The sequence below is a fragment of the Cyclobacterium xiamenense genome (genome assembly GCF_042140265.1).
GTDB lineage: Bacteria > Bacteroidota > Bacteroidia > Cytophagales > Cyclobacteriaceae > Cyclobacterium > Cyclobacterium xiamenense_A.
Genome location: NZ_CP159481.1, coordinates 4,139,542 through 4,164,441, shown reverse-complemented (window position 1 = coordinate 4,164,441; position 24,900 = coordinate 4,139,542). Strand labels below are relative to the sequence as shown.

19 protein-coding genes and 1 pseudogene are annotated in these 24,900 nt (G+C 48.4%); 10 read left to right on the top strand and 10 right to left on the bottom strand.

Going from position 1 to position 24,900, the window contains the following annotated elements:
* The first annotated feature begins 38 nt into the window (after positions 1-38).
* Positions 39-707: a SprT-like domain-containing protein gene (locus ABWH99_RS16895; protein ID WP_375583002.1), complete on the top strand. Its 669-nt coding sequence runs from the start codon at positions 39-41 to the stop codon at positions 705-707.
* On the opposite strand, the gene ABWH99_RS16890 is transcribed toward ABWH99_RS16895, so the two are convergent.
* From ABWH99_RS16890 to ABWH99_RS16880, 3 genes are read right to left on the bottom strand one after another with little or no spacing between them, the layout of a single operon-like run.
* The gene (locus ABWH99_RS16890; RefSeq protein WP_375583001.1) at positions 704-1,945 is read right to left on the bottom strand and encodes a DNA recombination protein RmuC; all 1,242 of its coding nucleotides are present in this window, start codon (positions 1,943-1,945) and stop codon (positions 704-706) included. The two genes, ABWH99_RS16895 and ABWH99_RS16890, sit on opposite strands and share 4 nt — an antisense overlap.
* 12 nt (positions 1,946-1,957) lie before the next feature.
* Entirely contained in the window at positions 1,958-2,749 is a 792-nt protein-coding gene (gene rlmB / locus ABWH99_RS16885; RefSeq protein WP_375583000.1) for a 23S rRNA (guanosine(2251)-2'-O)-methyltransferase RlmB, read from the bottom strand.
* Complete coding sequence (locus ABWH99_RS16880; RefSeq protein ID WP_375582999.1) at positions 2,722-3,945, bottom strand: GWxTD domain-containing protein; 1,224 nt, start codon at positions 3,943-3,945, stop codon at positions 2,722-2,724. Before ABWH99_RS16880 ends, rlmB begins: the two co-directional genes overlap by 28 nt.
* Positions 3,946-4,019: 74 nt before the next feature.
* On the opposite strand from ABWH99_RS16880, the gene ABWH99_RS16875 reads away from it, so the two are divergent.
* Entirely contained in the window at positions 4,020-4,814 is a 795-nt protein-coding gene (locus ABWH99_RS16875; protein WP_375582998.1) for a class I SAM-dependent methyltransferase, read from the top strand.
* Between the two features lie 165 nt (positions 4,815-4,979).
* On the opposite strand, the gene ABWH99_RS16870 is transcribed toward ABWH99_RS16875, so the two are convergent.
* Complete coding sequence (locus ABWH99_RS16870; protein WP_375582997.1) at positions 4,980-7,952, bottom strand: DUF2723 domain-containing protein; 2,973 nt, start codon at positions 7,950-7,952, stop codon at positions 4,980-4,982.
* Positions 7,953-8,335: 383 nt separating this feature from the next.
* On the opposite strand from ABWH99_RS16870, the gene ABWH99_RS16865 reads away from it, so the two are divergent.
* The 6 genes from ABWH99_RS16865 to ABWH99_RS16840 all read left to right on the top strand — a co-directional run bounded on the left by ABWH99_RS16865 (position 8,336) and on the right by ABWH99_RS16840 (position 14,480).
* The gene (locus tag ABWH99_RS16865) at positions 8,336-9,517 is read left to right on the top strand and encodes an NAD(P)-dependent oxidoreductase (RefSeq protein ID WP_375582996.1); all 1,182 of its coding nucleotides are present in this window, start codon (positions 8,336-8,338) and stop codon (positions 9,515-9,517) included.
* A 374-nt stretch (positions 9,518-9,891) separates the two neighbouring features.
* Positions 9,892-11,046 carry a tetratricopeptide repeat protein gene (locus ABWH99_RS16860; protein WP_375586593.1) on the top strand — a complete coding sequence of 385 codons (1,155 nt, stop codon included), beginning with the start codon at positions 9,892-9,894 and terminating at the stop codon, positions 11,044-11,046.
* 210 nt (positions 11,047-11,256) lie between these two features.
* Positions 11,257-11,739 carry an Lrp/AsnC family transcriptional regulator gene (locus ABWH99_RS16855; RefSeq protein WP_375582995.1) on the top strand — a complete coding sequence of 161 codons (483 nt, stop codon included), beginning with the start codon at positions 11,257-11,259 and terminating at the stop codon, positions 11,737-11,739.
* A 59-nt stretch (positions 11,740-11,798) separates the two neighbouring features.
* Positions 11,799-12,341, top strand: coding sequence for an NUDIX domain-containing protein (locus ABWH99_RS16850; RefSeq protein ID WP_375582994.1), 543 nt, complete (start codon positions 11,799-11,801; stop codon positions 12,339-12,341).
* Between the two features lie 9 nt (positions 12,342-12,350).
* A complete protein-coding gene (locus tag ABWH99_RS16845; RefSeq protein WP_375582993.1) occupies positions 12,351-13,721 on the top strand; it encodes an MATE family efflux transporter in 1,371 nt (456 codons plus the stop codon).
* A gap of 27 nt (positions 13,722-13,748) precedes the next feature.
* The gene (locus ABWH99_RS16840; RefSeq protein WP_375582992.1) at positions 13,749-14,480 is read left to right on the top strand and encodes an SDR family NAD(P)-dependent oxidoreductase; all 732 of its coding nucleotides are present in this window, start codon (positions 13,749-13,751) and stop codon (positions 14,478-14,480) included.
* Here the strand turns inward: ABWH99_RS16840 and ABWH99_RS16835 are convergent.
* On the bottom strand, positions 14,467-14,970 hold the full coding sequence (locus ABWH99_RS16835; protein WP_375582991.1) for a histidine phosphatase family protein: 504 nt from the start codon (positions 14,968-14,970) through the stop codon (positions 14,467-14,469). The two genes, ABWH99_RS16840 and ABWH99_RS16835, sit on opposite strands and share 14 nt — an antisense overlap.
* Positions 14,971-15,060: 90 nt before the next feature.
* Here ABWH99_RS16835 and ABWH99_RS16830 point away from each other — a divergent pair, with 90 nt between their 5' ends.
* Both ABWH99_RS16830 and ABWH99_RS16825 read left to right on the top strand, forming a co-directional pair.
* Entirely contained in the window at positions 15,061-16,182 is a 1,122-nt protein-coding gene (locus ABWH99_RS16830; protein ID WP_375582990.1) for a PQQ-binding-like beta-propeller repeat protein, read from the top strand.
* 78 nt (positions 16,183-16,260) lie between these two features.
* On the top strand, positions 16,261-17,196 hold the full coding sequence (locus tag ABWH99_RS16825) for a c-type cytochrome (protein ID WP_375582989.1): 936 nt from the start codon (positions 16,261-16,263) through the stop codon (positions 17,194-17,196).
* A 1-nt stretch (position 17,197) separates the two neighbouring features.
* On the opposite strand, the gene ABWH99_RS16820 is transcribed toward ABWH99_RS16825, so the two are convergent.
* The 5 genes and pseudogenes from ABWH99_RS16820 to sucD all read right to left on the bottom strand — a co-directional run bounded on the left by ABWH99_RS16820 (position 17,198) and on the right by sucD (position 24,864).
* The gene (locus tag ABWH99_RS16820; protein ID WP_375582988.1) at positions 17,198-18,664 is read right to left on the bottom strand and encodes a PhoPQ-activated pathogenicity-related family protein; all 1,467 of its coding nucleotides are present in this window, start codon (positions 18,662-18,664) and stop codon (positions 17,198-17,200) included.
* Positions 18,665-18,713: 49 nt separating this feature from the next.
* A complete protein-coding gene (locus ABWH99_RS16815; RefSeq protein ID WP_375582987.1) occupies positions 18,714-20,213 on the bottom strand; it encodes a c-type cytochrome domain-containing protein in 1,500 nt (499 codons plus the stop codon).
* Positions 20,214-20,284: 71 nt separating this feature from the next.
* Positions 20,285-21,673 (bottom strand): DUF1552 domain-containing protein, encoded by a 1,389-nt coding sequence (locus ABWH99_RS16810; RefSeq protein ID WP_375582986.1) that lies wholly within the window; start codon positions 21,671-21,673, stop codon positions 20,285-20,287.
* Positions 21,674-21,716: 43 nt separating this feature from the next.
* Positions 21,717-23,558 (bottom strand): annotated as a pseudogene (locus ABWH99_RS16805) (DUF1585 domain-containing protein).
* A 424-nt stretch (positions 23,559-23,982) separates the two neighbouring features.
* Positions 23,983-24,864, bottom strand: coding sequence for a succinate--CoA ligase subunit alpha (gene sucD / locus ABWH99_RS16800; RefSeq protein ID WP_375582985.1), 882 nt, complete (start codon positions 24,862-24,864; stop codon positions 23,983-23,985).
* Between the last annotated feature and the right edge of the window lie 36 nt (positions 24,865-24,900).

Below are 24,900 nucleotides of genomic sequence, written 5' to 3'. Positions count from 1 at the left end.
TCGCTATTTTTGCAAGCCTTCCCGGAAAAAGTCTATTTTTGAACAGTAGAAAAATTGGTGCAATGACCCAGGAACAATGGAGACGGAAATTAGCGGGCAAATTACCCGATCGTGCGCTGGCCTATTGCTATGCCTTGTGGAAGGAAGACCCTTTTGAATTGTTGATTGCCCGTTCGCGTTCGACTAAATTCGGGGATTTTCGGTACCGCCCTGATCAGAAGGTACAAAGGATTAGTATCAATCATGACTTGAACCCCTATCAGTTTTTAATTACGCTTATTCACGAGATTGCGCATCATCGTGTGTTTCGCGATTACGAGCAATGGGGGATTCGGCCGCATGGTCCGGAATGGAAGCGATCTTTTCGCGAATTAATGGCACCTCTGTTGGATTCCTCGGTGTTTCCCCATGATATTTTGATACCCCTTCGCCTACACATGGTCAACCCTAAAGCCAGTACAGGAGGGGATTATTTTTTGTTCAAGGAACTGAAGAAATACGATATCATTCGGAAAGAAGCGGGCGGAGTGCTTCTGGGTGACCTGAAGCAGGGGAGTTTTTTCGGCCTTAAACGTAGGGTTTTTGAGAAGTTGGAGACCAGACGGAGCCGGGTTTTGTGCCGGGAACGTGCTACGGGCAGAAAATACTTGATTTCCCGGCATGCCGAAGTGGTCCTTGTCGACGGGGCTGAAGACCTTCCTTTTTAATCCTGCTGGCCACCTGGAAGTTGGCGGCGGGCGTTTACACCCAGGCTTTTTAGTTTTTCTGCCTGAGAGATCAAATTGCCTTTTCCAGTTTTCAGTTGCCTCACGGCCGTCTGGTAACTTTCCTGGGACCTATCCAGATGCCTGCCGATGTCCTCCAGGTTTTTAAGAAATGCAGCAAACTTGTCGTACATCCTGCCACCTTTTTCGGCAATTTCCAGGGCATTGCGCGTTTGGTCATCACGGATCCACAAATCTTTGATTAACTTAAGGGCAGCAATCAGGTTACTGCTGCTGATTAGCAATACCCGTTTTTTGTAGGCATATTCCCAAAGCCGCTCGTCGGCCTGTACTGCTACCATGTAGGCGGCTTCCAGGGGCACAAACATGATGACAAAATCCAGTGCTTTGGCATAGGCTTCGTATTGCTTGCCGGCCAATTCATCAACGTGTGTTTTGACCGCCTTCAGGTGTTGCTGCAGAAAGACTTGTTGGTCCCCCTCGTCCGGGCAATTGCAGTAGTTTTCGTAGGCAAGCAGGGATACTTTGCTATCGATGATGACGTTCTTATTATCGGGATAGTGAATGATGACGTCCGGTTGCATCTTTTTACCGTCGACTCCTAAAAGCGGATTTCCGGTTTCGTCTCGCAGAAATTCCTGAAGGCTGTAGTGACGGTTTCTCTCCAACCCGGAATTTTGAAGAATGGTTTCCAGGATAGCCTCTCCCCAATTTCCCCGATGTTTTGCATTGCCTTTAAGTGCATTGGTAAGGTTCTGGGCTTCCTGGCTGATTTTTTGATTCAACTGGGCCAGTTCCCGCACCTTATTTTCCAGGGAAAACCGCTCTTTGGATTCCTGACTGTAGGAATCCTGTACCTGCTTTCGAAAAGCGTCCAGGTCCTTGATCAGGGGTTCCAGAATACGGCTCAGGTTCTCCTGGTTCTGAAAGGTAAATTTCCTGGATTTTTCTTCTAGAATTCTATTGGACAACAACTCGAATTCCTGTTGGAAGCGCTTGCCCATGCGCTCCATCTCCGATTCTTGGAACCGCAGTTTCTCCTGCAGGAGCTGTACCTGGTTTTTCTCGATTTTTTTTTCCAATTCCAGTTCCAGTAGCTGCCGCTCCAGGGATCTCTCCTGCTTTCGAAGCAACTCATTCCTGTTGGAAGCCCGAAACAGCATCCAGGACAGCAGCCCGCATGCAAGCAGGCTAAGGAAAAATCCGTACGCAAGTTCCATCACCGGGGATCGTTATGCCTGAGGCTCCGCCAGGGTTCGTTGACGAATGGCTTCGTAAATAGCCACGCCTGCCGCTACGGAGACATTGAGGCTAGCCACCTGGCCCAGCACGGGAATTTTAACAAATTCATCACAGAGTCCCAATAGTTCGTCCGAAATCCCATCTTCTTCGGAGCCCATGATCAGGACCGTGGGTGCAGAAAAATCAGCCTCGTATACGTTTCTGTGCGTTTTTTCGGTGACACCCACCACATTGAGTCCCATTTTTTTTAGGTCCTTTAGGGTATAGTACAGATTTCTTACCCGGCTTACCGGGATAAAATTCAACGCGCCGGCAGAGGTTTTTACCGCGTCCGAACTTATCTGAGCGCTGCTTTTTTCAGGAACGATGATGCCGTGTACCCCGGCCACTTCGGCGGTGCGGGCGATGGCTCCAAAATTTCTGACATCCGTTATCCGATCCAGTAAGAGGAGCAAGGGGGCTTGTCCTTTCGTGTAGCAGGCATCTACCACGTTTTCCCAGGAGGCATAGGCGATGGCACCCATGTATGCAATCACTCCCTGATGGTTTTTGCGGGTGATCCGGTTGAGCTTGTTTTCAGGCACTTTGGTGACCGGGATGTTTTTTTCTTTGGCCTGGGCGATCAGTTCCTTTAGCAGGTCTCCTTTCAATTCTTTGTTTACAAGCAACTTGTCGATTTCCTGACCGGCCTGAAAAGCCTCCATGATGGGTCTGATCCCAAAAATATAATCTTTAGGGTTTTCGTCTCGATTGATCAGAAAACCATCCTTCCGTTTCTCCATGCTGTAATGGTTTTGAACCAAATCGGCTGATACGCTCTCGATCGGTTCAATGTGTAATAATTGGGGGTTAAAATGGTTTTTACCCGAGCAAAGGTAAAGGTTATTTTGGAATTTGAATCCTGTGCCAGGTATACCCATGTTTCTTTGTCCAGGTCGAAGTATACTTCCTGCGGGGGTCCCATGATAATGTATACCATTCCCCTGTCCGTCATCCAGCCTTCCTTGAAATCGGTGAATAGAATATTGGCAAATTCAATCTGCCTGAAATACTCCTTGATCAGGGTTTTTGCGGTTTCCTCATCGCGGGTCATGCGAATCCAGTACTCGTCCAAAGCTGTTTTTTTATTTTCTGCTGCCAGCAAGGTTTCGTGTTCTTTCCGGGTGGATATATAGGCCACCATTTCGATCATTTCCTCCCAGGTGGCTACCCTGGGAAACGTTTTACCGGCCGTCCGAAGGAGAAGACCGGCTCCCGAACTGGTATCTGACTGAACAAAATAGTACCCCTGCTTGTCAAAAGGAACCGGAACGTTTACCAAAAAATTACCCTCATCCACCACTTCGGTTTGTCTGGGGACTTCCGGAGATTTGGTTTCCATGGGAGGTAGTGGTAAGGGGAATTCCTGGGGATAATAGTAGCGATGAAGGCTTACCCCCCGGGGTCTTTTGAAGAGTAGCGATTCGTTCACGTTAAGAAAATTCTGGTCGAAGGGAATGTCGTTTCCAAAATAGGCGCCAAAGTCGGGTTGTTCCGGGACGAAGGGGCTGATCAGATCGCTGTGATACAGGTAGAGATCGTCTTGCCGGGTATCTCTGGCTTGAAAAACCACGTATGCCTGCTCCTGAGATTCAGGGATATCTACGGTCTCTTCAAAATAAAAATGTTTGTCTGTGTCCGCCTTTACTACCTCTCGATCCAGTGCGACCAGTAAGTCGTCGGTTATTTCCTGCTCAAAATCCGAAACGATGGCATAGGAAAAAAGGTAGTCATCGAAGTCCGGGTCTTCTTCGATTTTTTCGACAACCAGTTGTAGGGTAAAGCTGCGTTCCGACGTTTTGATGGGAATGACTTTCAATGAGATTCGCGAATACCTGGAATACCGCAGGCTTTGGTTGAGGCTTTTTAAATTGGTTTGGGCCTGGCTGAAAAGGGAAAAGAAGCAACACAGGGCCAGGCATCCAATAATGTTTTTCATGAGCAATGACTTTGATATTTCCATAGTTGGTTTAAAAATTAACCTTAATTTTGTTCAAAATAAAGAAATTTTAAATGGCTATCTATACAACGGAAATAACTTCCGATAAGTTGATCAGCGACAACCCCATTCATCAACGTCTGTACAAGGCGTACATTGTGGCCAGGAGTTACGTATTCGGTGATTTGCTGGAAATTGGGTGTGGAGAGGGCAGGGGAGTCGCCGCTTTGGGGCCTTTGGTCAATCGGTATCATGGAATTGACAAGATAGGGGAAATTTTGGAGAGGTTAAAACAGAAATATCCCGGGCATACGTTTGAGCAGGCCCACCTGCCCCCGCTTGCCACCATTCCGTCGAATAGCTTCGATAGCGTGGTCAGTTTTCAGGTGATCGAACACATTCAGCAGGATCAACTGTTTTTGGAAGAAATCTACCGGGTCCTGAAACCCGGCGGTGTTGCCATGATTTCCACCCCGAATATCCGGTTTTCCCTGACAAGGAACCCCTGGCATGTAAGGGAATATGCCCCGGAGCAGTTGTTGCAACGCTGTGAGCAATTTTTCGATCGGGTGGAAACGAAAGGAATTGGCGGTAACGAAAAGGTATGGGACTACTATCGGGCCAATAAGAAGTCCGTGGAAAAATTCACCCGATGGGACGTTTTGAAACTGCAATACCGACTCCCTGCTTTCCTACTGAAATTCCCTTACGAAGTTGCCAATCGAATGAACCGAAACAGCCTGCATCGGATGCAGGGCGCGTCGGTACAAGAAATAAGCCATGAGGATTACCTACTGGTAGACGAGCCTGCCGAGGCACTGGATTTATTTTTTATCCTTCATAAAAATCCAGCACAGGGCTCCAAATAGTCCGATTAACCCGGATAATCAGCCACCTCTTCGGAATGGTCAGTGTAGGTGCTCTGGCAGCATACGTTCGTAGGTGCTTCGGGCAAGTGTGCAGCATTTGCCCGAAGCACCCGCGCTGGTGAAGCTTCTAAAACGCCGCCCGTCAGTTGCAGCAGGGGGTAGCCTTTACCTCCTGGGTAGACGTCTGCCACCCATTTCCCCGAAAAGCCGTTCGAATTCTTGCTGTAGCTGGGCTGCCCTTTCTTCGTATCCCTGCTCCCGCAGCAGCGGGATAAAATACCGCAGCATTTCCATGGAAATGGAGGCTTCCCGGTCCATGGTTCGGCCCGTTTCAGCATAGAAATCGAGCATTTCTATGGATCGATGGGATATTTCATCGACTACATGCAGGGCTTCGTCGTCCATGCCCAATTCAAAAAACAGGGGTACCGATTGTCCACTGGCCAGGTCGTAGGGGATGGCTTCGTGCGGAAATTTTTCCAGGCTCAAGCGCAGTACGTCCTCTGCCCGTTGCAGGTCTTTTTCCTCCAATAAGGCGATGGCGACGCTGTTCAATACGCTACGGTGATTGGATGTAAATCGACGAAACTCGTCGTCAAAATAATTATCGGAATTATCCATACCTCGGTAGGCAAAGTTTTCCATCACATTTTCGTAGGCCAGATCGGTATTTACCAGTTCCTCCTGATTGTCCGGTTTTTGGATCGGTAGCAGCCGGTAAGTCAATCCTTCCATCACCACATGTTGGCTCATATCAAACCCAATGGTCGCCAATGAAGTGTTGTTGAAGTAAATGGGTCGTTCCCAGTTATTGGTAGCGATCAAATCCAGCAGCATAAGGGTACCTTTGGTGACGTAATTGCCCCGCAGGCGGATGGTTAGCTGCGGAATCTGCAGGTTCCGAAAGGCTTCTGGTAAAATTCCCAGGGAGTCGACGCGCTGCTGATCAACCGGCAGCGTGAGGTTCCTGGAAGGCACCGTATTGATATTGCTTGCACGGCTGCTCGAAAGCTTCAGCAGTTCGCTGTTGTTTTTTAGTAATTTTAGATAATCAAGCAGGGGCAGACTTTCCAGGCGGTCAGTGATGTACAAAACATCGTTGGTACCTTTTTTATAGTTTTCATATTGAAGGGTAAAATCCAGGGCAGGTGATTCGTTCACAGGTCGGGCCATCTGTTTTACGTACCAGTCGGTGTCAAAATAACTTAGTACGATGACCCGTACATCCGTGCGAAATCCCTCTACTTCTTGAACGTACCACAGCGGAAAGGTATCGTTGTCTCCACCGGTAAAAAGGATGGCGTTGGGTTCACAAGATGCCAGAAAGTTCCGGGCTGCATCCACGGAGAAAAATCTTCCGGACCGGTCGTGGTCATTCCAGTTTTCACCGGCCATTAAGAGGGGTATCGGTAGGCACATCAATGCAGCGTACAAGCCTGTCAGCGCCATTCCCTTCCTTAGCTTTAATAGTTGGTGGCGGATGGCGAGAACCCCAAACCCTATCCATATGGCAAAGGCGTAGAACGAGCCTACGTATATATAGTCTCTTTCCCTAGGTTCCACTGGCGGAGAATTGAGGTAGAGTACGAGGACCACCCCCATCATAAGAAAGAGCATAAGTGTCAACCAGAACGACTTGGGATCGGCTTTGGCTTGGAAAAACATACCGATCAGGCCAAGTAGCAATGGCAGCATGAAATAATTATTATGTCCTTTATTCTCTTTGATAAATTCGGGAAAATCCGTTTGCAGGGAACTAAGCAGCGTAAGGAAAGGCGCGTCGCTAAAATCACTTTCCCGCCCGCTGAAGTTCCACATAAAATAACGAAAGTACATGTGGCCCAACTGGTGGTCCAGCATAAAATAGATATTATCAAAGAATGTGGGATCTTCCCCTTCCCGCAGACCCAGTTTGCTCCGGTAGATCTGCTTGTGGCGTTCCTGCGTAGAATAGATCCTTGGCAGGAAGGTGGTTTTTTCCGGGTCGTAGGTATTTTCCAGCTGATAGTCGACCACCTCGTATTTTTCGTCCCCCTTGGCGTATACCGGCGCCCCTTCGGTCTGATCAACCACTTCGGCGGTGAAATATTGGCCGTGGAGTAGGGGCCGGTAGCCGTACTGTTCACGCTTTAAGTAACTCACAAAACTGATAATGTCCCTGGGGTCGTTTTCGTTGATGACCGGGTCTGCATTTGCCCGAATGACAATCAGCGCATAGGATCCGTAGCCGATCAAGATGAAGGTAAGGGAAATGAGAATGGTGTTTAGGAGTACCTTTTTGTTCCGGTAGGAGTACATCACCGCATAGGTTAATCCTCCGAGAAACAGGACCGCAAAGAAAATTATCCCGGAGCCGAAGGGCAGGCCCAGGCTGTTGACGAAAAATATTTCCAGCGAACCAGCGATACTGGGGAGTCCCGGTATAATGAAGTTATTAATGATTACCAGGGCGACTCCGCCCAGTAAGAAGGCAATAATTCCACCTTTGACCGTATGGTTTGTGTATTTCTTAAAGTATACGACCAATGCAAGCGCGGGCAGGGTAACGAGATTTAATAAGTGTACACCAATGGATAAGCCTACCAAATATGCGATAAAAATCATGTATTGATTTTCGGCCCGTGGATCCCGGATAACATCCCATTTTAAAAATGCCCAGATAACAATGGCCGTAAAAAAGGAGGACATGGCGTACACCTCTGCCTCTACGGCGGAAAACCAAAAGCTATCCGAAAAGGTATAGGCAAGGGCTCCGATCAATCCGGCACCCATCAGTGCCAGCGTTTGTTCTTTGGAGGGGTCTTCATCGGTCCCGATGCCGTACAGTTTTCTTCCCAGCAACGTTATGGTCCAAAAAAGGAACAGGATGGTAAATGCGGAAAACAGTGCGCTACCCACGTTCATCCAGTAAGCGACTTCTAGCCCTTCCCCCAAGGCCAGAAATCCAAACATACGGTATATCAACAGGAAAAACGGAGCGCCCGGGGGATGTGGAACCTGCAGTTTGTAGGCTACCGCAATGAATTCTCCGGGATCCCAGAAACTCGCTGTCTCCTCAATTGTAAACAGGTAAGTTATAAATGCAATCAGAAAGGCCGCCCAACCCGTAAGGTTGTTTAGCCTGGTGTACGTTGGCATGTGCTCGGTTTATAATTGAAAAGCGAAAATAAAAAATTTATCAGGAATAACGGATGATTTAACGTTTTTTAAAAATTCGTACGGGCCGACAGTCCCATTTCCGGGCTACTCGTTCCTTGCGCAAATGTTTTTTTATTTTTTTTTACCCGAATCCGTTCCAAATGTTATTTTATATAATGGAAGTAATGAATACTTTTATAGCCTAAAAATACGAAAAATCCAATTAATGAAAGGAAAAAAGGAAATCGACTTTTATTCGGGCCGGCCCCTAAAAATCTATTTTTAAAATATTTTTTATGTATTTTAAATACAATAAAATGATTTTTAAATTTTTTTATCTATCTTTACACCATCATAAAAAAACAGCAAACAATTTTTATTTTATGAAAACATCTGTCAGCAAAAAACTAAAAGTAGGTATCGTGGGTACCGGAGGAATTGGTCGAGGATTGGCCAAACTCCTCGTGAAACGAGAGGACATGGTACTCTCGGGAATTGTTACACGCCGAAAGGGTAGAATTGATGATCTGGGGGTCAGTCAGGATTTTCTGACGACGGATCCGGAACGGGTATTCGCTGCTTCCGATCTCATTGTGGTTAGCACGGGAGATCCGATTTATTCCACCGAAGTGATTGCGAAAGCATTTGAGTACAAACTACCGGTGGTGACCATGGACGCGGACACCCAGGTAGTAACCGGATCCTGGCTTTCTAAACGCGGGGTGATTACCGAAGCAAATGGCGACCAGCCCGGGTGTCTGGCTGCATTGAACAAAGAAGTGATCCAGATGGGCTTTGACCCATTGGTTTACGGAAATATCAAGGGGTTCCTAAACCAGACCCCTTCCTTGGAGGACATGTTGTTTTGGGCACAAAAGCAAGGGTATAGCCTTAGTTCGGTGACCTCCTTTACGGACGGTACAAAATTGCAAATCGAGCAGGCACTCGTTGCGAACGGGTTGGGTTTGGAGATTGTGCAGCAGGGTTTGGTAGGGTACGAAACCTCGGATTTTGAGAAGGGGGCATTCGCACTGGGCGAGATTGCCGAAAAAGAAAACAAAGTCATCAGTGATTACATCATTTCGAGAGAATCGCCTCCGGGGGTGTTTATCACGGCGAAGCATCAGGAAGATTTGGCAGCAGAGCTAAAAACGTACAAGATGGGCAATGGTCCGTTCTATCTGTTGTACAAACCGATGCACCTTTGTTTTTTTGAGATCCCGAATACCATTTTAAATTTTATAAACCAAGGAGAGATATTGCTGGACAATGGGGCAAGTCCTACCGTTAGCGTGGGAGCAATTGCAAAAAAAGCTTTGTCGGCAGGTTCAGTAATAGACAAAGGGATTGGGGGCATGGAAGTGAGAGGTGAGGCGTTGAAAATCAACGAGAACCCGGAGCATGTACCCATCGGCTTACTAAGCAAGGTTCAATTGAAGCGTAACATTGAACCCGGAGAATTAATCACTTTTGACGATATCAATATACCGGACTCCCTGGCGCTGACTGCCTGGAAAAGTATCCTGGCAGAGAAGGGTGCAAAAAAGGAATCCGTTCAAAGGTAAGCTGTTAATTTTTTTATCTTATTGCTGTTTACAGATCCATTGGCCGGGATTGCATTACATGTGGTTTTGGTCTGATGGGTCTGTTTTTTTATTTAAAGGAGAACAGTACACGACATCTTTCTTTCCGATCCGGTTGGTTGCAACCAGGGAGATGGCAGGAAGGTAGATACCAGCGACAGAAGTCAAGTTAAAGCAAGTATCCCCGGTTTTGTGTACTTTCGTGCGCTTTGCATGTGATTGGAAGATCGCAGCGATGAATTTTCCAGTAATTTCGAAATTAATTAAAGATAAACGTTGTTTACTGGATAACTTAAACCTGTGTCGATTTGAACCGATATCGTTTGTATTTTATTTTGCTCCCGGCGATTTTTGCACTGCCTCTATCTCAAGCACCCGCACAAATGGAGGCGGTCACGCAGATTGGCGAGCCAGAGAGTAGCTATTTGTTGTTGGACAAAGGACTTCAATTTCGAATCACCGATGCCGTCAACAGCATGTATAATTTTGATTTTGAGCAGGCAGAGAGAGGATTTCAGGTCATGCGGTACACGTATCCCGAGCATCCCCTTCCGTATTTTCTGATGGGGCTTAGTCAGTGGTGGAAAATCACCGTGGCTACCGAAAATGAAAGTTATGACGCGCTATTTTTGCGGTACATGGATGAGACGATAGAAAAGGCCGCCAACCTGTTGGAAGAAGATCCGGAAAACAAGGAGGCTGCTTTTTTTCTTGCAGGTGCTTACGGTTTTCAGGGTCGCCTGCATAGCGAACGTAAGAACTGGACCAGTGCCACCATTGCGGGAAAAAATGCGCTGAAATACCTGGAATTGAGTAGGGGTGAAGAGGAACTGAACCCCGAACTCCTGCTCGGAGATGCCTTGTTCAACTATTTTTCGGTATGGATACCAGAAAATTACCCCTTGCTTCGACCGGTCATGCTGCTTTTTCCAAAAGGGGATCAACAATTGGGGTTGCAACAGTTGGAAGAAGTGGCAGAAAATGCCTTCTATGCGCGGGTGGAGGCCCAGTACTTCTTGTTTCGCCTGTATGCCTCCGAAGAGAAACAACCCTTTAAAGCATTGGAGATTACGGCTTATCTGCACGAAAAATATCCCAATAACCCCTATTTTCATCGGTTTTTTGCGAGGCAATTGTATGCGGTAGGTCGGGGCAAGGAGGCCATGGAGGTATCTTTGGAAATTCTCAATCGTATAGACGCTGGCTGGACGGGTTACGAGGCCAACAGCGGAAGGTACGCTTCCTTTTTTGCCGCGCAATATTTTGACCGTATGGGTCAGCAAGCGCTGGCAAGAAAGCATTACTTGCAAACGGTGAGGTTTGGTGATGAACTTAATTCGCAGGACAGTGGGTATTACTTGTTTGCGTTACTGCAGCTGGGCAAATTAGCCATTGATCAGGGAGATGATTCGGAGGCCAGACGCTTTTTAGAAGCGGTGAAAGCAAATGCGAAAAGAAGGCATCCGGCCCACAAAGAAGCCCGGGCTATATTGAAAGAGAATAAACTTTGACATACACTAAACCGTTCTTTAAAAGCTTATTCGAGAGGAACGCTACCTTTTTTTAGAAATCACAAAACAGTAGGAGTAATAATTTTAATAAAATCGACAAATTAATAACAATATTTCGTCCCTACTTGCGTTTTTTCCGTAAATGTCTTTAAAATAAACATAAATTGGATTACCTTTGTACCACATATAATTCGGTAAATTCTTTACAATATGGATAATAGCATAAAAGTCAAATTTGACAAAATCGACCGTAAAATTTTAGAGATTCTTCAGGCGAATGCAAAGATTACCAATGCACAGCTTTCTAAAGATATAGGTTTATCTCCTGCGCCTACCCTGGAACGGGTGAAAAAGCTGGAGCAGTCCGGTATTATCAAAAGCTATCATGCAAAATTGGATCCTGAAAAAATCGGGTTGGGAGTGAGTACCTTCGTTTTGGTCGGCCTCATTGGTCATAACAAAACGAATATTGACGCGTTTATGAAGGAAATTAATCATATACCGGAGGTGATCGAGTGTCACCACATAACAGGAACCGGGGATTTTATTCTGAAAATTATTTCCAAGGACATCAATTCCTATCAAAAATTAATGTTGGAGCAGGTCAGTGAAATCAGGGAAGTAGATTCCATGCAATCCATGGTGATTCTTTCTACGTTCAAGGACAGCAAAGTACTGCCCATCCCTGCGTAAATCAGTAGCGTACCAAAAACATATGGAGGGTGGCTGTTGGTCACCCTTTTTTTATTACCATGAAAAATCCCTGGACCACCGTCTCTGCCAGAGAGATATACGACAATCCCTGGATACGCGTAGAAGAGCATCAAGTGATTACGCCGACCCAAATTCCGGGAATTTATGGCACCGTCCAATTCAAAAACCGGGCAGTTGCAATTGTACCGCTCGACCAGGAGCTTCACACCTGGCTGGTCGGGCAATACCGCTACACCCTGAATGAGTATTCCTGGGAGATTCCCATGGGAGGAGGTCCCCTGGACGAGGATGTCCTGGAAAGTGCCAAACGAGAGCTGAAAGAAGAAACGGGGCTAACGGCGGGGAAATGGACTGAACTGATGAAAATTCATACGTCAAATTCTGTAACCGACGAAGTCGGGTTCGTTTATATTGCTGAGGACCTGCATGCCGGTGAAACGGCCTTCGACCCGACCGAGGACTTGCAGGTACGCCGCCTTCCTTTTGCCGAGGTGCTGCAAATGGTCATGCAGGGGCAGATTACAGATGGTATCAGTGTCGCTGCTGTTTTGAAAACTGCGATTCGATTAAAGATGAGTTAAGGACAGGTCATGGGATTTTCAGCGTATAAAGAGGATTTCAAGACTACTTTTTCACTGGCTTATCCAGTCATGCTCAGCCAACTCGGGCAGGTGATGGTGGGGGTGGCTGATAACGTGATGGTTGGAAGGCTCGGCGCTATTCCACTTGCTGCGGCTTCGCTTGCCAATAGTATATTTTTTCTAATCCTGATGTTTGGAATCGGTATTTCCATGGCGGTGACGCCCATGGTTGCCGCCGCAGACGGCGAAGGTAAAATTGGAAAAATCGGTCGGTATCTGAGCCATGGGTTCGTAATCAACGGCTTTGCTTCCCTGGTACTTTTTTTGGTGATCCTGGGACTTTCGCCTGGATTGAAGTGGCTGGGTCAACCGGAAGAAGTGGTCGTATTGGCGATTCCCTACTTACTGATCGTGACCTTTTCGCTGGTTCCCTTCATGTTTTTTCAGACCTACAAGCAATTCATTGAGGGACTTTCCCAGACCAAGCAGGCCATGTACATCACCGTACTTTTCAATCTGGTCAACGTAGGACTCAACTGGTTACTCATCTACGGAAATTGGGGATTTCCCGAACTGGGATTAAACGGGGCCGGCTGGGCGACACTGATAGCACGCATCCTGATGGCATTCGCCATCTACCTGTACGTCACGCGTTCCGCCAGGTACCGTCAGATACTTCGAAACTTTCGGTTAAGAAATATTCAACTCCCGATTCTAAAAAAGATGTTGCGTATTGGCATCCCCACCGGGCTACAGTTCATCTTTGAAGTAGGTGCGTTTAGCACGGCTGCCATTATGATGGGATGGATTGGGGTCAATGCGCTTGCTGCCCATCAAATTGCGATAAACCTGGCATCCGTTAGCTACATGATGGCCTCCGGTTTATCGGCAGCAGCCACGGTGAGGGTAGGAAACCAATTGGGAAAGAACGACATTGCCAAATTACGTCAGGTGGGCTTCACGATTTTTGGGATGGTGGCATTATTCATGGCCGTATTTGCGTTATTCTTTTTGCTTTTCAGGAATTACCTTCCCCTTCTGTACATTGACGAGCGACCGGTAATCGAGATGGCATCCACCCTGCTGATTATCGCCGGCTTTTTTCAATTATCCGATGGACTGCAGGTAGTGGGACTGGGAGCGCTCCGGGGCCTCTCCGATGTCCGGGTGCCCACATTGGTTACGTTGGTGGCGTATTGGGTGATTGGATTGCCCTTGGGGTACTTGCTTGCTTTTTACCTGAAATGGAACGAACTGGGGATTTGGATTGGCTTATTGACCGGACTCACGCTTACGGCGGTGATGCTGATTTATCGGTTTCATTCCTTAAGTTTACGGCTGTACCGACAGTCCCTGCGCAAGCAGTCCAGTCCGGCATAAGACGTTGAACCAATAAATACTTATTCCATGCAAGCTACCCATTGCTACATTGTCACCGGGGCAAGTAAGGGCCTCGGCAAAGCCCTCGTCGAACGATTGACGGAAAATACCAAAAACCTGGTAATCGGAATCGCCCGGTCTCCCATGGAGGCAAGGCCACAATTCATTGGTCTGGAACTAGACCTTGCTGATTACGAGGCTATTCTGATGAACCGGGCAGCGATTTTCCCGAAGGGCCCTTTTGATCGGGTCTGTTTGATAAACAATGCGGGTTGGATCGGTGACATCGCCCATAACGGGTACATTGACCCCGAGGCGATCAGCCGGATTCATCGAGTCAATGTGATCGCGCCTGCCCTGCTTATGAACGAATTTATGAACCAATACGACCGCCTTCGGGGGGAAAAGCTGGTCATCAATATTAGTTCCGGAGCGGCCGGAAAAGTAATGGACGGTTGGTCCGGCTACGGTGCTTCCAAAGCAGCCCTGAACCAAATGACCCGGATAGCCCAATACGAATCAGACCTGAAAAACAGGGGGTTTGCGCTGTACGCTCTTTCCCCCGGAATCATCGATACGCCCATGCAGGAAACGATCCGTTCGGCCTCGGAGGATAGTTTTACAAATCTGGAAAAATTTAAATCTTTTAAATCCGACGGGAGCTTGCGTTCCCCGGATGACATCGCCGAAAAGGTGATGTATTTGGTAGAGCATTTCCGGGATTTTCCGGAAGTACTCCAAGATGTCAGAAAGTTTTAGCTGACTCGTTTTTCGGGAAATCGTACAGCCAGAAGGACGCATTTTTTCTACCGATTTCTTTCCAATGGCTTGTGGCGAACCGAAATCCAAAAACCCCTGCGGTCGGCAGGTTGTCCAGCCTTTCTCCCAGGGAGTTTACCAAATCGGTCAGTCCCGGATTGTGGCCGAAAACAAACAAGCAATCAATTCGGTCGGGTGTTTGCCGAACATGCTGCAGGATACTTCCGGAAGATGCGTGGTACAAATCGGCTGTTTTTTCGATTTCAGGATCCTGTTTTGCGTACACTGCCAGGAAGTGTTCAGCGGTCTGAAGGGTACGTATCGCATCGGAGCAAAGTATTTTTTCCGGGAAAATGCGGTTTGCATGCATTCGCCTGGCCATGCGTGGAGCATCCCGTTCCCCCCTTGCCGCCAGCGGGCGTTCCCGGTCAGGCAGGGACGGATTTCCCCAGTAGGATTTGGCGTGACGGACCAATAGCAGCTTTTTCATGTTTTCTTACGTGTAATGATTCGCAAAAATTTCGCAAGGCAGGTTGGATCAAATTTGATATATTTGTTTGAAACCAGTAGTCTAATTTAGATGAATAATTTGAAAATACGAATCTTTCGGTATTTGGCCGTATTACCGGGTCTGCTTCAAAGCTGCCAGACATCCCCGGGAGTAAATCAAGGGGCGGATGAAGACTGGCCTGTATACCTGGGAAGCAAAGGAAGTGCCCAGTATTCCTCTCTGGACCAGATCAATAAGACGAATGTAGCGGAACTTCAATTGGCCTGGGAATTCCGGACCGGAGACCTGGAACAGAAGGGAAATACACAGATCCAATGCAATCCCCTGATCATCGATGGTGTTTTGTATGGGACCAGTCCCCAATTAAAAGCCTTTGCCATTGACGCGGCAACCGGAAATTTGTTTTGGGAATATGACCCGCATAGAACCTTGGAGATCGGTGGGAGTGTCAACCGGGGCCTGGTGTTTTGGAAGTCGGGGGAGGACGCCCGTTTGTTTTATTCTGCAGGTCCCTATTTATTTGCCCTGGACCCCAAAACCGGAGAATTGGTTCCTGAATTTGGAGATGGGGGAAAAGTATCCTTAACGGAAGGACTGGGCGATTGGGCGCTGGATCGTTATGTCATTTCCTCAACTCCGGGTGTCATCTACCAAGATAAATTGATTCTGGGTACACGCGTCTCGGAAAACTCCGATGCGGCCCCTGGGTACATCCGGGCATTTGACGTGCGTACCGGTAAGATTGACTGGGTATTTCATACCATTCCCAAACCTGGGGAGTTTGGCTACGATACCTGGCCCGAAGGAGCCTATGCATCCGCGGGCGGTGCCAATAGTTGGGCGGGGATGAGTCTGGATGAAGCATCTGGGATTGTCTACATCCCTACCGGGTCGGCGGCCTTTGATTTCTGGGGTGGAAATCGACTCGGGGAAAACCTTTTTGCCAATTCCCTGATCGCACTAAACGCGGAGACCGGTGAGCGTGTCTGGCATTACCAAACGGTCCGGCACGATGTATGGGACCGAGATTTGCCTGCCCCACCCAATCTGGTCACCATCAAAAAAGGCAATCGGAACATCCCGGCGGTGGCCCAAATTACCAAAACGGGTAGGGTATTCGTTTTTGAACGCAGCACTGGGAAGCCCGTCTATCCCATCGAAGAGGTACCCGTACCTCCCTCCAGCCTGTAGGGAGAGGAGGTTTGGACCAGTCAGCCGCTACCCTCCGTGCCGCCTCCATTTTCCAGACAAGTATTTACGGAAGATGAGGTGACAAACATCTCGCCGGAAGCCGAAGCTTACATACGGGAAAGGATTCAAGGGCTCAAATTCGGGCATACGTTCATGCCACCAAGTAGCGAAGGCACGGTTATTTTCCCCGGATTTGATGGCGGCGGTGAATGGGGCGGTGCCGCCTACGACGAGGAATCTGGATTGCTGTATGTGAATGCCAACGAAATGCCCTGGATACTTACCATGGTGCCAACTCAGGGGGCAAATGTATCCTTGGGAAAATCGGCATATTTTACCAATTGTGTCATGTGTCACGGACCTGAGCGGGCGGGAGACCCCTCGGGTGCTTTTCCGTCGCTTGTGGACGTAGGGGATCGTTTGACCGAGAAAGAGATTGGCAGCATCATTGCGAAAGGAAAGGGCCGAATGCCGGGCTTTCAATACCTGAAGGCTGAAACGCGCGAAGCTCTGGTTGATTATTTGTTGCAACCAGAAAAAAAACAGGACAGCCACGAGCTCGGCTCCGAATCCAACTTGTCCGCGGTACCCTATACCACGACGGGTTACAACCGCTTTTTTGATCAAGAGGGATACCCGGCGGTGAAGCCTCCCTGGGGAACGCTGAACGCCATTGATCTTAACGAAGGGCGCATTGCCTGGTCGGTTCCGCTCGGCGAATTTCCAGAATTGACTGCAAGAGGAATCCCCCAAACGGGAACGGAGAATTACGGTGGGCCAGTCGTTACCGCCGGAGGATTGGTCTTCATAGCCGCTTCCAAGGACGAATATTTCCGAGCCTTTGACAAGGATTCTGGACAGGAGCTCTGGAAGTACAAGTTACCGGCTGGCGGCTATGCAACCCCCGCCGTGTACGCAGTAAATGGCAAGCAATACGTAGTCATAGCTGCCGGTGGTGGCAAAATGGGCACCCCGTCCGGAGATTACTACCTTGCTTTTAGCCTCAGCGAGTAGTTCAGGGTAGAGGCGTGCCTTTTGGCGATTTCGGAACGAATGGCTCGTGTGCATACGTTTCCGGAAGGACTTTTACACCTGTGGTAAATTTTAGCGGTGCGTCTCCCGCATAGGTCAATTCTGCAAATTGGCCAGTCCAGCCATTTTCAGGACTGGTTAGCGGTATGCGATACTTACCGTTTTCCGTGAGGGGAATGGTCGTGGATTTCCATTCGGGACCCAACTCATCAATTCGGAAATCTCTTTTATCGGGATTAGTGGCCTTCCATAGTTTGATCGATGCCGGTGGATTTTCCGGATCCGTTTGCAAGAGTATGGCATCCTCCGTTACCTCCCAATCGTACTGTGGCCGTTGCCGATTGGCCAGTATGTGGGCATAAAAACCAAGCATCACTTGAATGGCATCCGATCCATCCAGGGAGTGGCCCGCATTGGGGATGTATGCCAGGTGTTTTTCTCCCGGAAGGTCGTCCCAATAGAATTTCCAACTGTCCGGTAAGAAAAACTGGTCACCGCTGGCATTGATCAGCAGTTTAGGAATCTCGCTGTATTCGTCGAGAAACTGGTAGGGTTCGACGATTTCCTGCAATCGTGCAAACTCCTGGCTATTCATCCAGTTAAAGATTCCCTCACGGGTGTAATCATCTACCGCAGGAGCCCAAGATCCGTAGCTGCGCCAATGGTGCAGGAACGATGGTTGTAAGTTTAGCATATCGATCACAATAGGAATCATCCCGACCACCCGGTCATCTACTGCTGCTGTAGTCCAGGTCGTCCACCCTCTTTTGGAGGCTCCGGCGACCACATAGGTTTCCAGATGTAAATCGAGATTTTTGCGGCCGAAGTCGGCGACGGCATCCATCGCGGAAACCACCGCTTCTGTCATTGGAAATCGTGCCAACCAGATTGCAGCCTCATCCGTAGCTCCGCGTTCCATAAATTCCCTCCAACCGTAGGCGATCAGACCGTCTTCGGTTCGCTTTTCCCCCAGGCTATCTCCAACGTATTGTACCGGTTGGAAGGGGATGTTGTGCACCTTGATTACCGGAGAACCGGTGAGCAAGGCTGCTTCCAGAATCAATTCATCGGGGGTTTCGGGTAATTTACTCCCACTGCTTCCCCCGCTGATTATCATCAGGGAGGTCTCGTGCTTCAACTCCTTTGGAATAACAAATGAAACGTAATGCCACCAGGTGGTCGGAGTGACCTCTAATTTGCCCAACCAGTTTTGGGAAGTCATTTTCAACACGTAGTAGGAATGGGCTTCCTGCTGCTGTTCGTGCACCAGTTCGTAAGTGAATTCTTCCTGGTTTTGAGCTACATAGGACTTAAGCAGGTCAATGCCTTTGGTGGTGGCAACTGCGGTTTCCTGGTTGGAACCCGGTTGGCATTGAACCGCCAGCGCGGCGAAAAGAAGTAATGCCAACAAGCGTGATGTTTTTTCCAAAAGGTTTACTATACGGTGCATAAGAAGTTGATTTAATTAGTTAAGTACCTTCAAAACAGAAAAAGGGCTATTAATAAAAGGGACCTTCTTCCAAAATGATTTCAAGTTCGGGGCGGTTTTGGCGCAGGGCTTCGATTACGGCCATACTGACCGGAGTGCCGAAGAGGTATACTTTCTTTAAACTTTTAAAGGAAAGCAGGTGCAGCAAGTGCCCATCTTCCAGGGAAGTAAACGATAGATTAAGTTCTTCTAAAACGGGCAGATCCCTCAGGTAAGGAAAACCCTCCCCTGTAATGGCTGTTTTTTGAAGGACCAGGCGTCGAAGTTGCGTCATTTTTCCGATGAAAAACAATGCGTCGTCGCTCACCTCAGTCGAAGCCAGCGAAACCCTGGAAAAATACGGAAAGTACCCCGAGAATTGCTGCAATTCCTCGCTCCCAAAGGGTGCCGGTGGGAATTTCATTTTCATTCCAAAAAACTTGTTATTGGTCAATTCATCCGGGAGGATTTCGATTCCCATATTGGCTGCCATGTCTTGTAATTCTTTTTGGGCTGTTTCAAAAGCCTCGTTTTCTTCTAAAATTTTGTATTGCGCCCGCCGAATATTGGGCATGAGTTGTTCCAATCGTGCCAAAATGGTATCGTTCGTTATTTCACCTACCTGCAACTCCGCCGACGCACCCGAGGCAATCCAGAATTGAAGCAAATCTATCTCCGTTTCTGTCAGGCCCGGCTTCCCCTCAGGAGGCATGCGCTCGTCGTCTTCTACGGGTAAAAGGACCCGTTGCAGTAGCTCACTGCTACCCGCATCCCCGGGCACTACCGCCTTTTTTTTACTTTTACCGGCCTGAAGTAAGGCCGAATGGCTGGTGAGGAGCAGGTCGCCTTTGGATTTGTTTTCGTTGTGGCAATTCGCACAGCGGGTTTCCAAAATGGTGGCCAGCACGTCTCCGTACACGTACATTTCCTCTGGGCTTTTCAGGCTATTTTCAGCGGGTAAAAGCGCTGCCAGCGGTTCGGATAAATAGCTTTCTCCATGTGTCAACGAACCTCCGATATGACTGGTGTAGGCCAGGGAGGCGTTGGATAGGAGCAGGAAAACGTACGTAAGAGCAGACGAGATCTTTCCCGCATGCACTTGTCGTTCGTAGAGGATAGCCGTAATGGACAGAAAGGTTCCGGTAAGCAATGCGCCATAGTAATGGTTGCTCACCAGGGGGCCGGAGTAGGCTTCGGAGACCGATAAAAGGTATCCGGCCAGGATGGACAGGAAGGAAAATAGCACCGACGCAGCCAGCAGGCTGCGGAGGAGCAGGGGGTTGATAAAACCCTGCTTCAGAAAGTCTAGCAGAAAAAGTACCGTAACCAACAAAATCAATACAATCGGGAAATGCAGCACCAGGGGATGAAACCTACCCAACAGCAGCCAAAGGGGATTTTGTGGATCCAGGGAGAAAGGGATCAGATAGAGGGAGGCATATATGGCCAAGGTCACTAGTGAAATCCCTACGGGAATCCGTGAGGCAAGGAATGCTACCGGGGATAACAATGGCGGTTTTTGTTTGTCCATAAATAATCTTGCAAACAGAAGGGGTATTTCCTGTTCCTTGTATAGCGAGCGTTAGATGAATGGAAAAAATCTTAGGCCAGAATGGAAGGCAGCGTCCCGGTGCTGTCTGCAAAGGTTTCTTTTTCGACGCCTACCGCCTGCATCCAACTGGTGTACAAATTGGCCAGGGGAGTGTTTTCCTCGTAAATTAGGTTTTGGCCGGAGTTTATTCTCTTGCCCCCATGGCCACCTACGATTATAGGCAAATCCCGGGGAGAATGACGGTTTCCGTCCCGCAAGCCCGAGGCAAACATGATTAGTGAATTATCCAGCAAGGTACCATTACCTTCTTTGATGGACTTTAACTTATCCAGGAAGTAGGCATACTGTTCCAGGTGCCAGCGGGTAATACGGTCGTACTGTTCTAATTTTTCCGGGTGATTCATGTGGTGGGAAAGGGAGTGATGGGCACCGCTTACACCCTCCAAAAAGGAAAAGTTTCGGTTGCTTACGGAATTACCAAACATAAAGGTAGATACGCGTGTGGCATCGCTCCAAAACGCCAGTGCCATGATGTCAAACATCAGCCGTGTTTTTTCGGTGATATCTACCCCTCCGTATACCTCCACGTATTCATCGATATTTTGATTTACCCGAATCAGCTCTTTTTTTATATCGGGCGTGATGTTACTCGCAAAATCCTTCAGATGCGAAGGATTGTTGAGTCGTTTTTCGATCGACCGGATGGATTCCAGGTACTCTTCCAGTTTGTCCTGATCGGACCGCCCCAAATTATTTTTCAGCGATTTGGCGTCCTCCAGGACCGCGTCGAGAATGCTGCTTTTAAAGGGGTTTTCTTTTGCATTGTTGCCCGGCACAAAGGATTTGAATAGCCGGTCAAAGGCCAATCTCGGATCAATTTCCTTTGATAATGGGGTCGTGGCATTTTTCCAGGAAATGCTGCTGGCATAAAGCCGGGTAAATCCGACGTTGATATCCACACCGGTTTGAATCCGGTCCAGGCCATACTCCAGGGAAGGAAAGAGCGTCTGACCGTTAAAGTGTTGGGCAAGAACCTGATCGATCGATATTCCCCCACTATTGATATTGTCTCCAGCGGTTTTTTGGATGGGCAGGCAGGTGAGTAAGTTGGCGGTCTTGGCATAATGACCGTCGGCGCCCTGGAATATGGAATGCTTGTTCATCAGCTGACCTAGCACCAGAATATCCTCCTTTAAGTGCGCCAGCGGACTGAGTGTGGGAGAAAGGGTGAAGTTTCTACCGGTGCCTTCGGGCGTCCACCTACCCGGGTGTACCCCATTGGGCATGAATAGAAAGGAAGACCGAACCGGGAATCCATCGTTGCTGTACCTTGCGCCCAAGCCAAGCGGAGATGCCATGGCCTCCATAAAGGGCAAGGCAATGGCAGCGCCGACTCCTTTGAGCATTCTTCTACGGGAAATGTGCCACTTTTTAGTCATTGTGAGAAAGTTACGTATTTTACACCCATTAAGTCAATGGTTTTCAATCAATTTCGTTTACCTTTTTCTGAAAATCTTTGATTTTCATCCGAAAAGGATAGCTCTGTACCAATTCGCTAAGGAATACATCGGGATTGAAGCTATTTTCCACGAGCGTAGCGGTTAAATCCCGGATAGCGGTTTCGTCCGTAAAGGTCATTCCCCGGCCAATTGCAAAGGAAAGGGTCTTTTTCGATAGGTTTCTGGCAAATTTTTCCTTTTCCTGCAGAAGCAGTCGTTTCAATTCTGCCGGGCCATCGAAGGTTTCTCCACTGGCCAGTACTCCGGATGGGTCGATGGGGGTATTGCCATAGCTTTCCCGCCATTTTCCGTCGGCTCCGAAATTTTCAAGGCCCAGGCCCAGGGGATCCATTTTCTCGTGACAGCTTTGACAGGCAGGGTCCGAGCGGTGTTTTTCCAAAAGCGCCTTTAAGCCAAGATCTTCGTGTAAACCCTCGTCTTCCGGAAGTTCCGCCACATCCGGTGGAGGGGGGGAGGAGACGTGCCCAATATTTCTTCCAAAACCCATTTCCCCCTAAGGACCGGACTGGTTCGGGTGGGCAGGGAAGTAACGGCCTGCACGCTTCCCATGCCCAAAAATCCTCCGCGGTTTCCATCGGTAAGCTGTACCTTTTGGAAATCATTTCCGGAAACACCCCCTATTCCATAATACCGGGCAAGGGGTTCGTTTAGAAAGGAATAATCACTGTTGATCAGGTGTAGGAAATTTTTTTCTTCGGTAAGCACGTGGTGGAAAAAAGCTGTGGTTTCCCGAAACATGGCTTCTCGTATCGGAGCGGTGAAAGCGGGAAATTTAACCTGATCGGCCAGCGGTGCATTCGGGTCTTTTAACTTGGTAATTCCCAGCCATTGGCTGACGAAGGATTCGGCGAAGCGGATGGATTTTGGGTCCTGTAACATGCGCTTTACCTGGCTATCCACTACCTGAGGGTCCTGCAGTCTCCCTGCCACCGCGAGTTGGAATAAGGTATCATCGGGCATGCTGGACCATAAGAAATAAGACAGCCGGCTGGCCAATTCGAAATCACCCAGCGGTACGGGTTCGTTGCCAACGGGTTCCTCCTCCATTTTGTATAAAAACGAAGGGGAAATCAAGATTGCCTTAAAAACTTCAGATACCGATTGATCGAAGCGAAGAGGGTTGGACTTCTCCGGCATGGAAGCGTATATCTTTCCGAAAAGATCCAGGAATTTTTCTTTTTCCTCCACTTTGATCAAGCGCCGAAAGGCTTTGCTCGCAAATGGGAAAATGACCTTTGCTGCGGCTGTCTCCGGTGGATTCAGGGGTTTGAAATCCGAGATAAACTTGGGTGCAAGCCAGTTTACAAAACGTTGCCAAAGGTTTTGTCGGTAGCGAATCGGAACCAATTCGCCCCATTTTGAAGGGTCTTCTAATGCTTTCGTTATAATTTCTTCCGCGGCATCGTAATACCGTTCCATTTTCAGGGGGGTAAAAAACAGCGAACCCCCTTGATTGTCAAAGCCTCCACCACCGGACCCATCCGCAGGAAACCGATTTACTGCATCGTAGGGTATCCCCGTCAGATCCAACACGGTGTACTGGTATTCGGTGTGGCTCAGTCGGCGAATCACCACTTTGCCGGGCGTCTTTTTTTCAAGGGATTTGATCAAAATACCGTTAATACCTTCCACCAAAACATGGTACTCTTCTTCGTTGAGTGCGGGTTTGGTAGAAGGAGGCATTTCCTTGGTTCGTACTTGATCGACCACCTTTAGCCACAGTTGACCGTCTTTGATGATCCGCCCTTCCTCTTCGTAGCGTTCCAGGTTCACCCCTCCCTTGGGGTTCCCCACGTTGTGGCAGGAATAACAGTTTTTGCGAAGCACCGGGATGATTTCTGTCGCATAGTCCAGGTTTTCCTGCGAAAAGGCCGCAGAAATACTAAGAAATGACAAAAATAGCCAGGTAAACGCTTTCATCGGAGAATTAGCTTTTCTTTGGTCATGAAACTGTTTTGCAAAGGAAAGTAACCAAAAATATCCAATATTTCCAATTCCAATTTTATAGATGGTAAGTGGGGACAGTCGTACGCGGCCGCCTGGAGACCTGTCGGATACCGGCCAACTGGCCGGGACAGCCCTTCATCGATAAATCGATCGGAAATGCAGCCGCTCTCACCAGGCTGCTCTAAGGGTAAAAAATGATCCTTTTTAGCAAAGAATAGGCATAAAAAAAGGGAACTCCCTAAGAGTTCCCTGGCGTTTCCATGCGGTGGGTTGGGCTCGCCTCAGGCGTCCACACCCAATGCTTTGGCCATTACTTCTCCGATTTCAGCCGGCGATTCGGCCACGTATATTCCATTTTCCTTCATGATTCGCATTTTCGCGGCCGCGGTATCGTCTTTTCCACCAATGATAGCCCCCGCATGCCCCATTCTACGGCCGGGAGGCGCGGTTTGACCTGCGATAAAGCCAACGACAGGTTTTTTATTACCATTTTCTTTGATCCATTTGGCAGCTTCGGCTTCGTAATTTCCACCGATTTCTCCGATCATGACGATGGCATCGGTTTCCGGGTCTTCCATCAGTAATTGCACGGCTTCCTTAGTGGATGTACCAATGATCGGATCTCCACCAATGCCGATGGCCGTAGACACTCCCAGGCCGGCTTTGGTAATCTGATCGGCTGCTTCATAGGTAAGGGTTCCGGATTTGGATACCACGCCTACCCGTCCCGGCTTAAAGACAAAACCGGGCATGATTCCCACTTTGGCTTCTCCTGGAGTGATGACGCCGGGACAATTTGGACCAATCAATGTGGCTCCTTTCCTTTTCACGTAAGGTTTGACTTTCATCATGTCCTTTACCGGAATACCTTCGGTGATGGCAATGATTACTTTAATGCCCGCGTCGGCCGCTTCCATAATGGCGTCTGCGGCAAAAGCCGGAGGGACAAAAATAATGGTGGTATCGGCTCCTTTTGCCTTAACCGCTTCTTCAACGGTATTAAACACGGGTTTGCCCAGGTGGGTGCTATTCCCTTTCCCAGGAGTGACGCCACCCACCAGGTTGGTTCCGTACTCGATCATTTGTTGGGCATGAAAAGACCCTTCAGTCCCTGTGAATCCCTGTACGATTACTTTGGAATGTTTATTTACCAATACGCTCATGTGTCTGCTTTTGATTAATTCGCTACAAAAATAGAA

What these genes read in the sequence shown, in the direction of transcription:
- ABWH99_RS16820 (WP_375582988.1), bottom strand. Translation starts at nt 18,664, where the DNA reads ATGCACCGTATAGTAAACCTTTTGGAAAAAACATCACGCTTGTTGGCA.
- ABWH99_RS16855 (WP_375582995.1), top strand. Translation starts at nt 11,257, where the DNA reads ATGGATAATAGCATAAAAGTCAAATTTGACAAAATCGACCGTAAAATT.
- sucD (WP_375582985.1), bottom strand. Translation starts at nt 24,864, where the DNA reads ATGAGCGTATTGGTAAATAAACATTCCAAAGTAATCGTACAGGGATTC.
- ABWH99_RS16830 (WP_375582990.1), top strand. Translation starts at nt 15,061, where the DNA reads ATGAATAATTTGAAAATACGAATCTTTCGGTATTTGGCCGTATTACCG.
- rlmB (WP_375583000.1), bottom strand. Translation starts at nt 2,749, where the DNA reads ATGGAGAAACGGAAGGATGGTTTTCTGATCAATCGAGACGAAAACCCT.
- ABWH99_RS16835 (WP_375582991.1), bottom strand. Translation starts at nt 14,970, where the DNA reads ATGAAAAAGCTGCTATTGGTCCGTCACGCCAAATCCTACTGGGGAAAT.
- ABWH99_RS16865 (WP_375582996.1), top strand. Translation starts at nt 8,336, where the DNA reads ATGAAAACATCTGTCAGCAAAAAACTAAAAGTAGGTATCGTGGGTACC.
- ABWH99_RS16880 (WP_375582999.1), bottom strand. Translation starts at nt 3,945, where the DNA reads ATGAAAAACATTATTGGATGCCTGGCCCTGTGTTGCTTCTTTTCCCTT.
- ABWH99_RS16845 (WP_375582993.1), top strand. Translation starts at nt 12,351, where the DNA reads ATGGGATTTTCAGCGTATAAAGAGGATTTCAAGACTACTTTTTCACTG.
- ABWH99_RS16875 (WP_375582998.1), top strand. Translation starts at nt 4,020, where the DNA reads ATGGCTATCTATACAACGGAAATAACTTCCGATAAGTTGATCAGCGAC.
- ABWH99_RS16840 (WP_375582992.1), top strand. Translation starts at nt 13,749, where the DNA reads ATGCAAGCTACCCATTGCTACATTGTCACCGGGGCAAGTAAGGGCCTC.
- ABWH99_RS16810 (WP_375582986.1), bottom strand. Translation starts at nt 21,673, where the DNA reads ATGACTAAAAAGTGGCACATTTCCCGTAGAAGAATGCTCAAAGGAGTC.
- ABWH99_RS16890 (WP_375583001.1), bottom strand. Translation starts at nt 1,945, where the DNA reads ATGGAACTTGCGTACGGATTTTTCCTTAGCCTGCTTGCATGCGGGCTG.
- ABWH99_RS16870 (WP_375582997.1), bottom strand. Translation starts at nt 7,952, where the DNA reads ATGCCAACGTACACCAGGCTAAACAACCTTACGGGTTGGGCGGCCTTT.
- ABWH99_RS16815 (WP_375582987.1), bottom strand. Translation starts at nt 20,213, where the DNA reads ATGGACAAACAAAAACCGCCATTGTTATCCCCGGTAGCATTCCTTGCC.
- ABWH99_RS16850 (WP_375582994.1), top strand. Translation starts at nt 11,799, where the DNA reads ATGAAAAATCCCTGGACCACCGTCTCTGCCAGAGAGATATACGACAAT.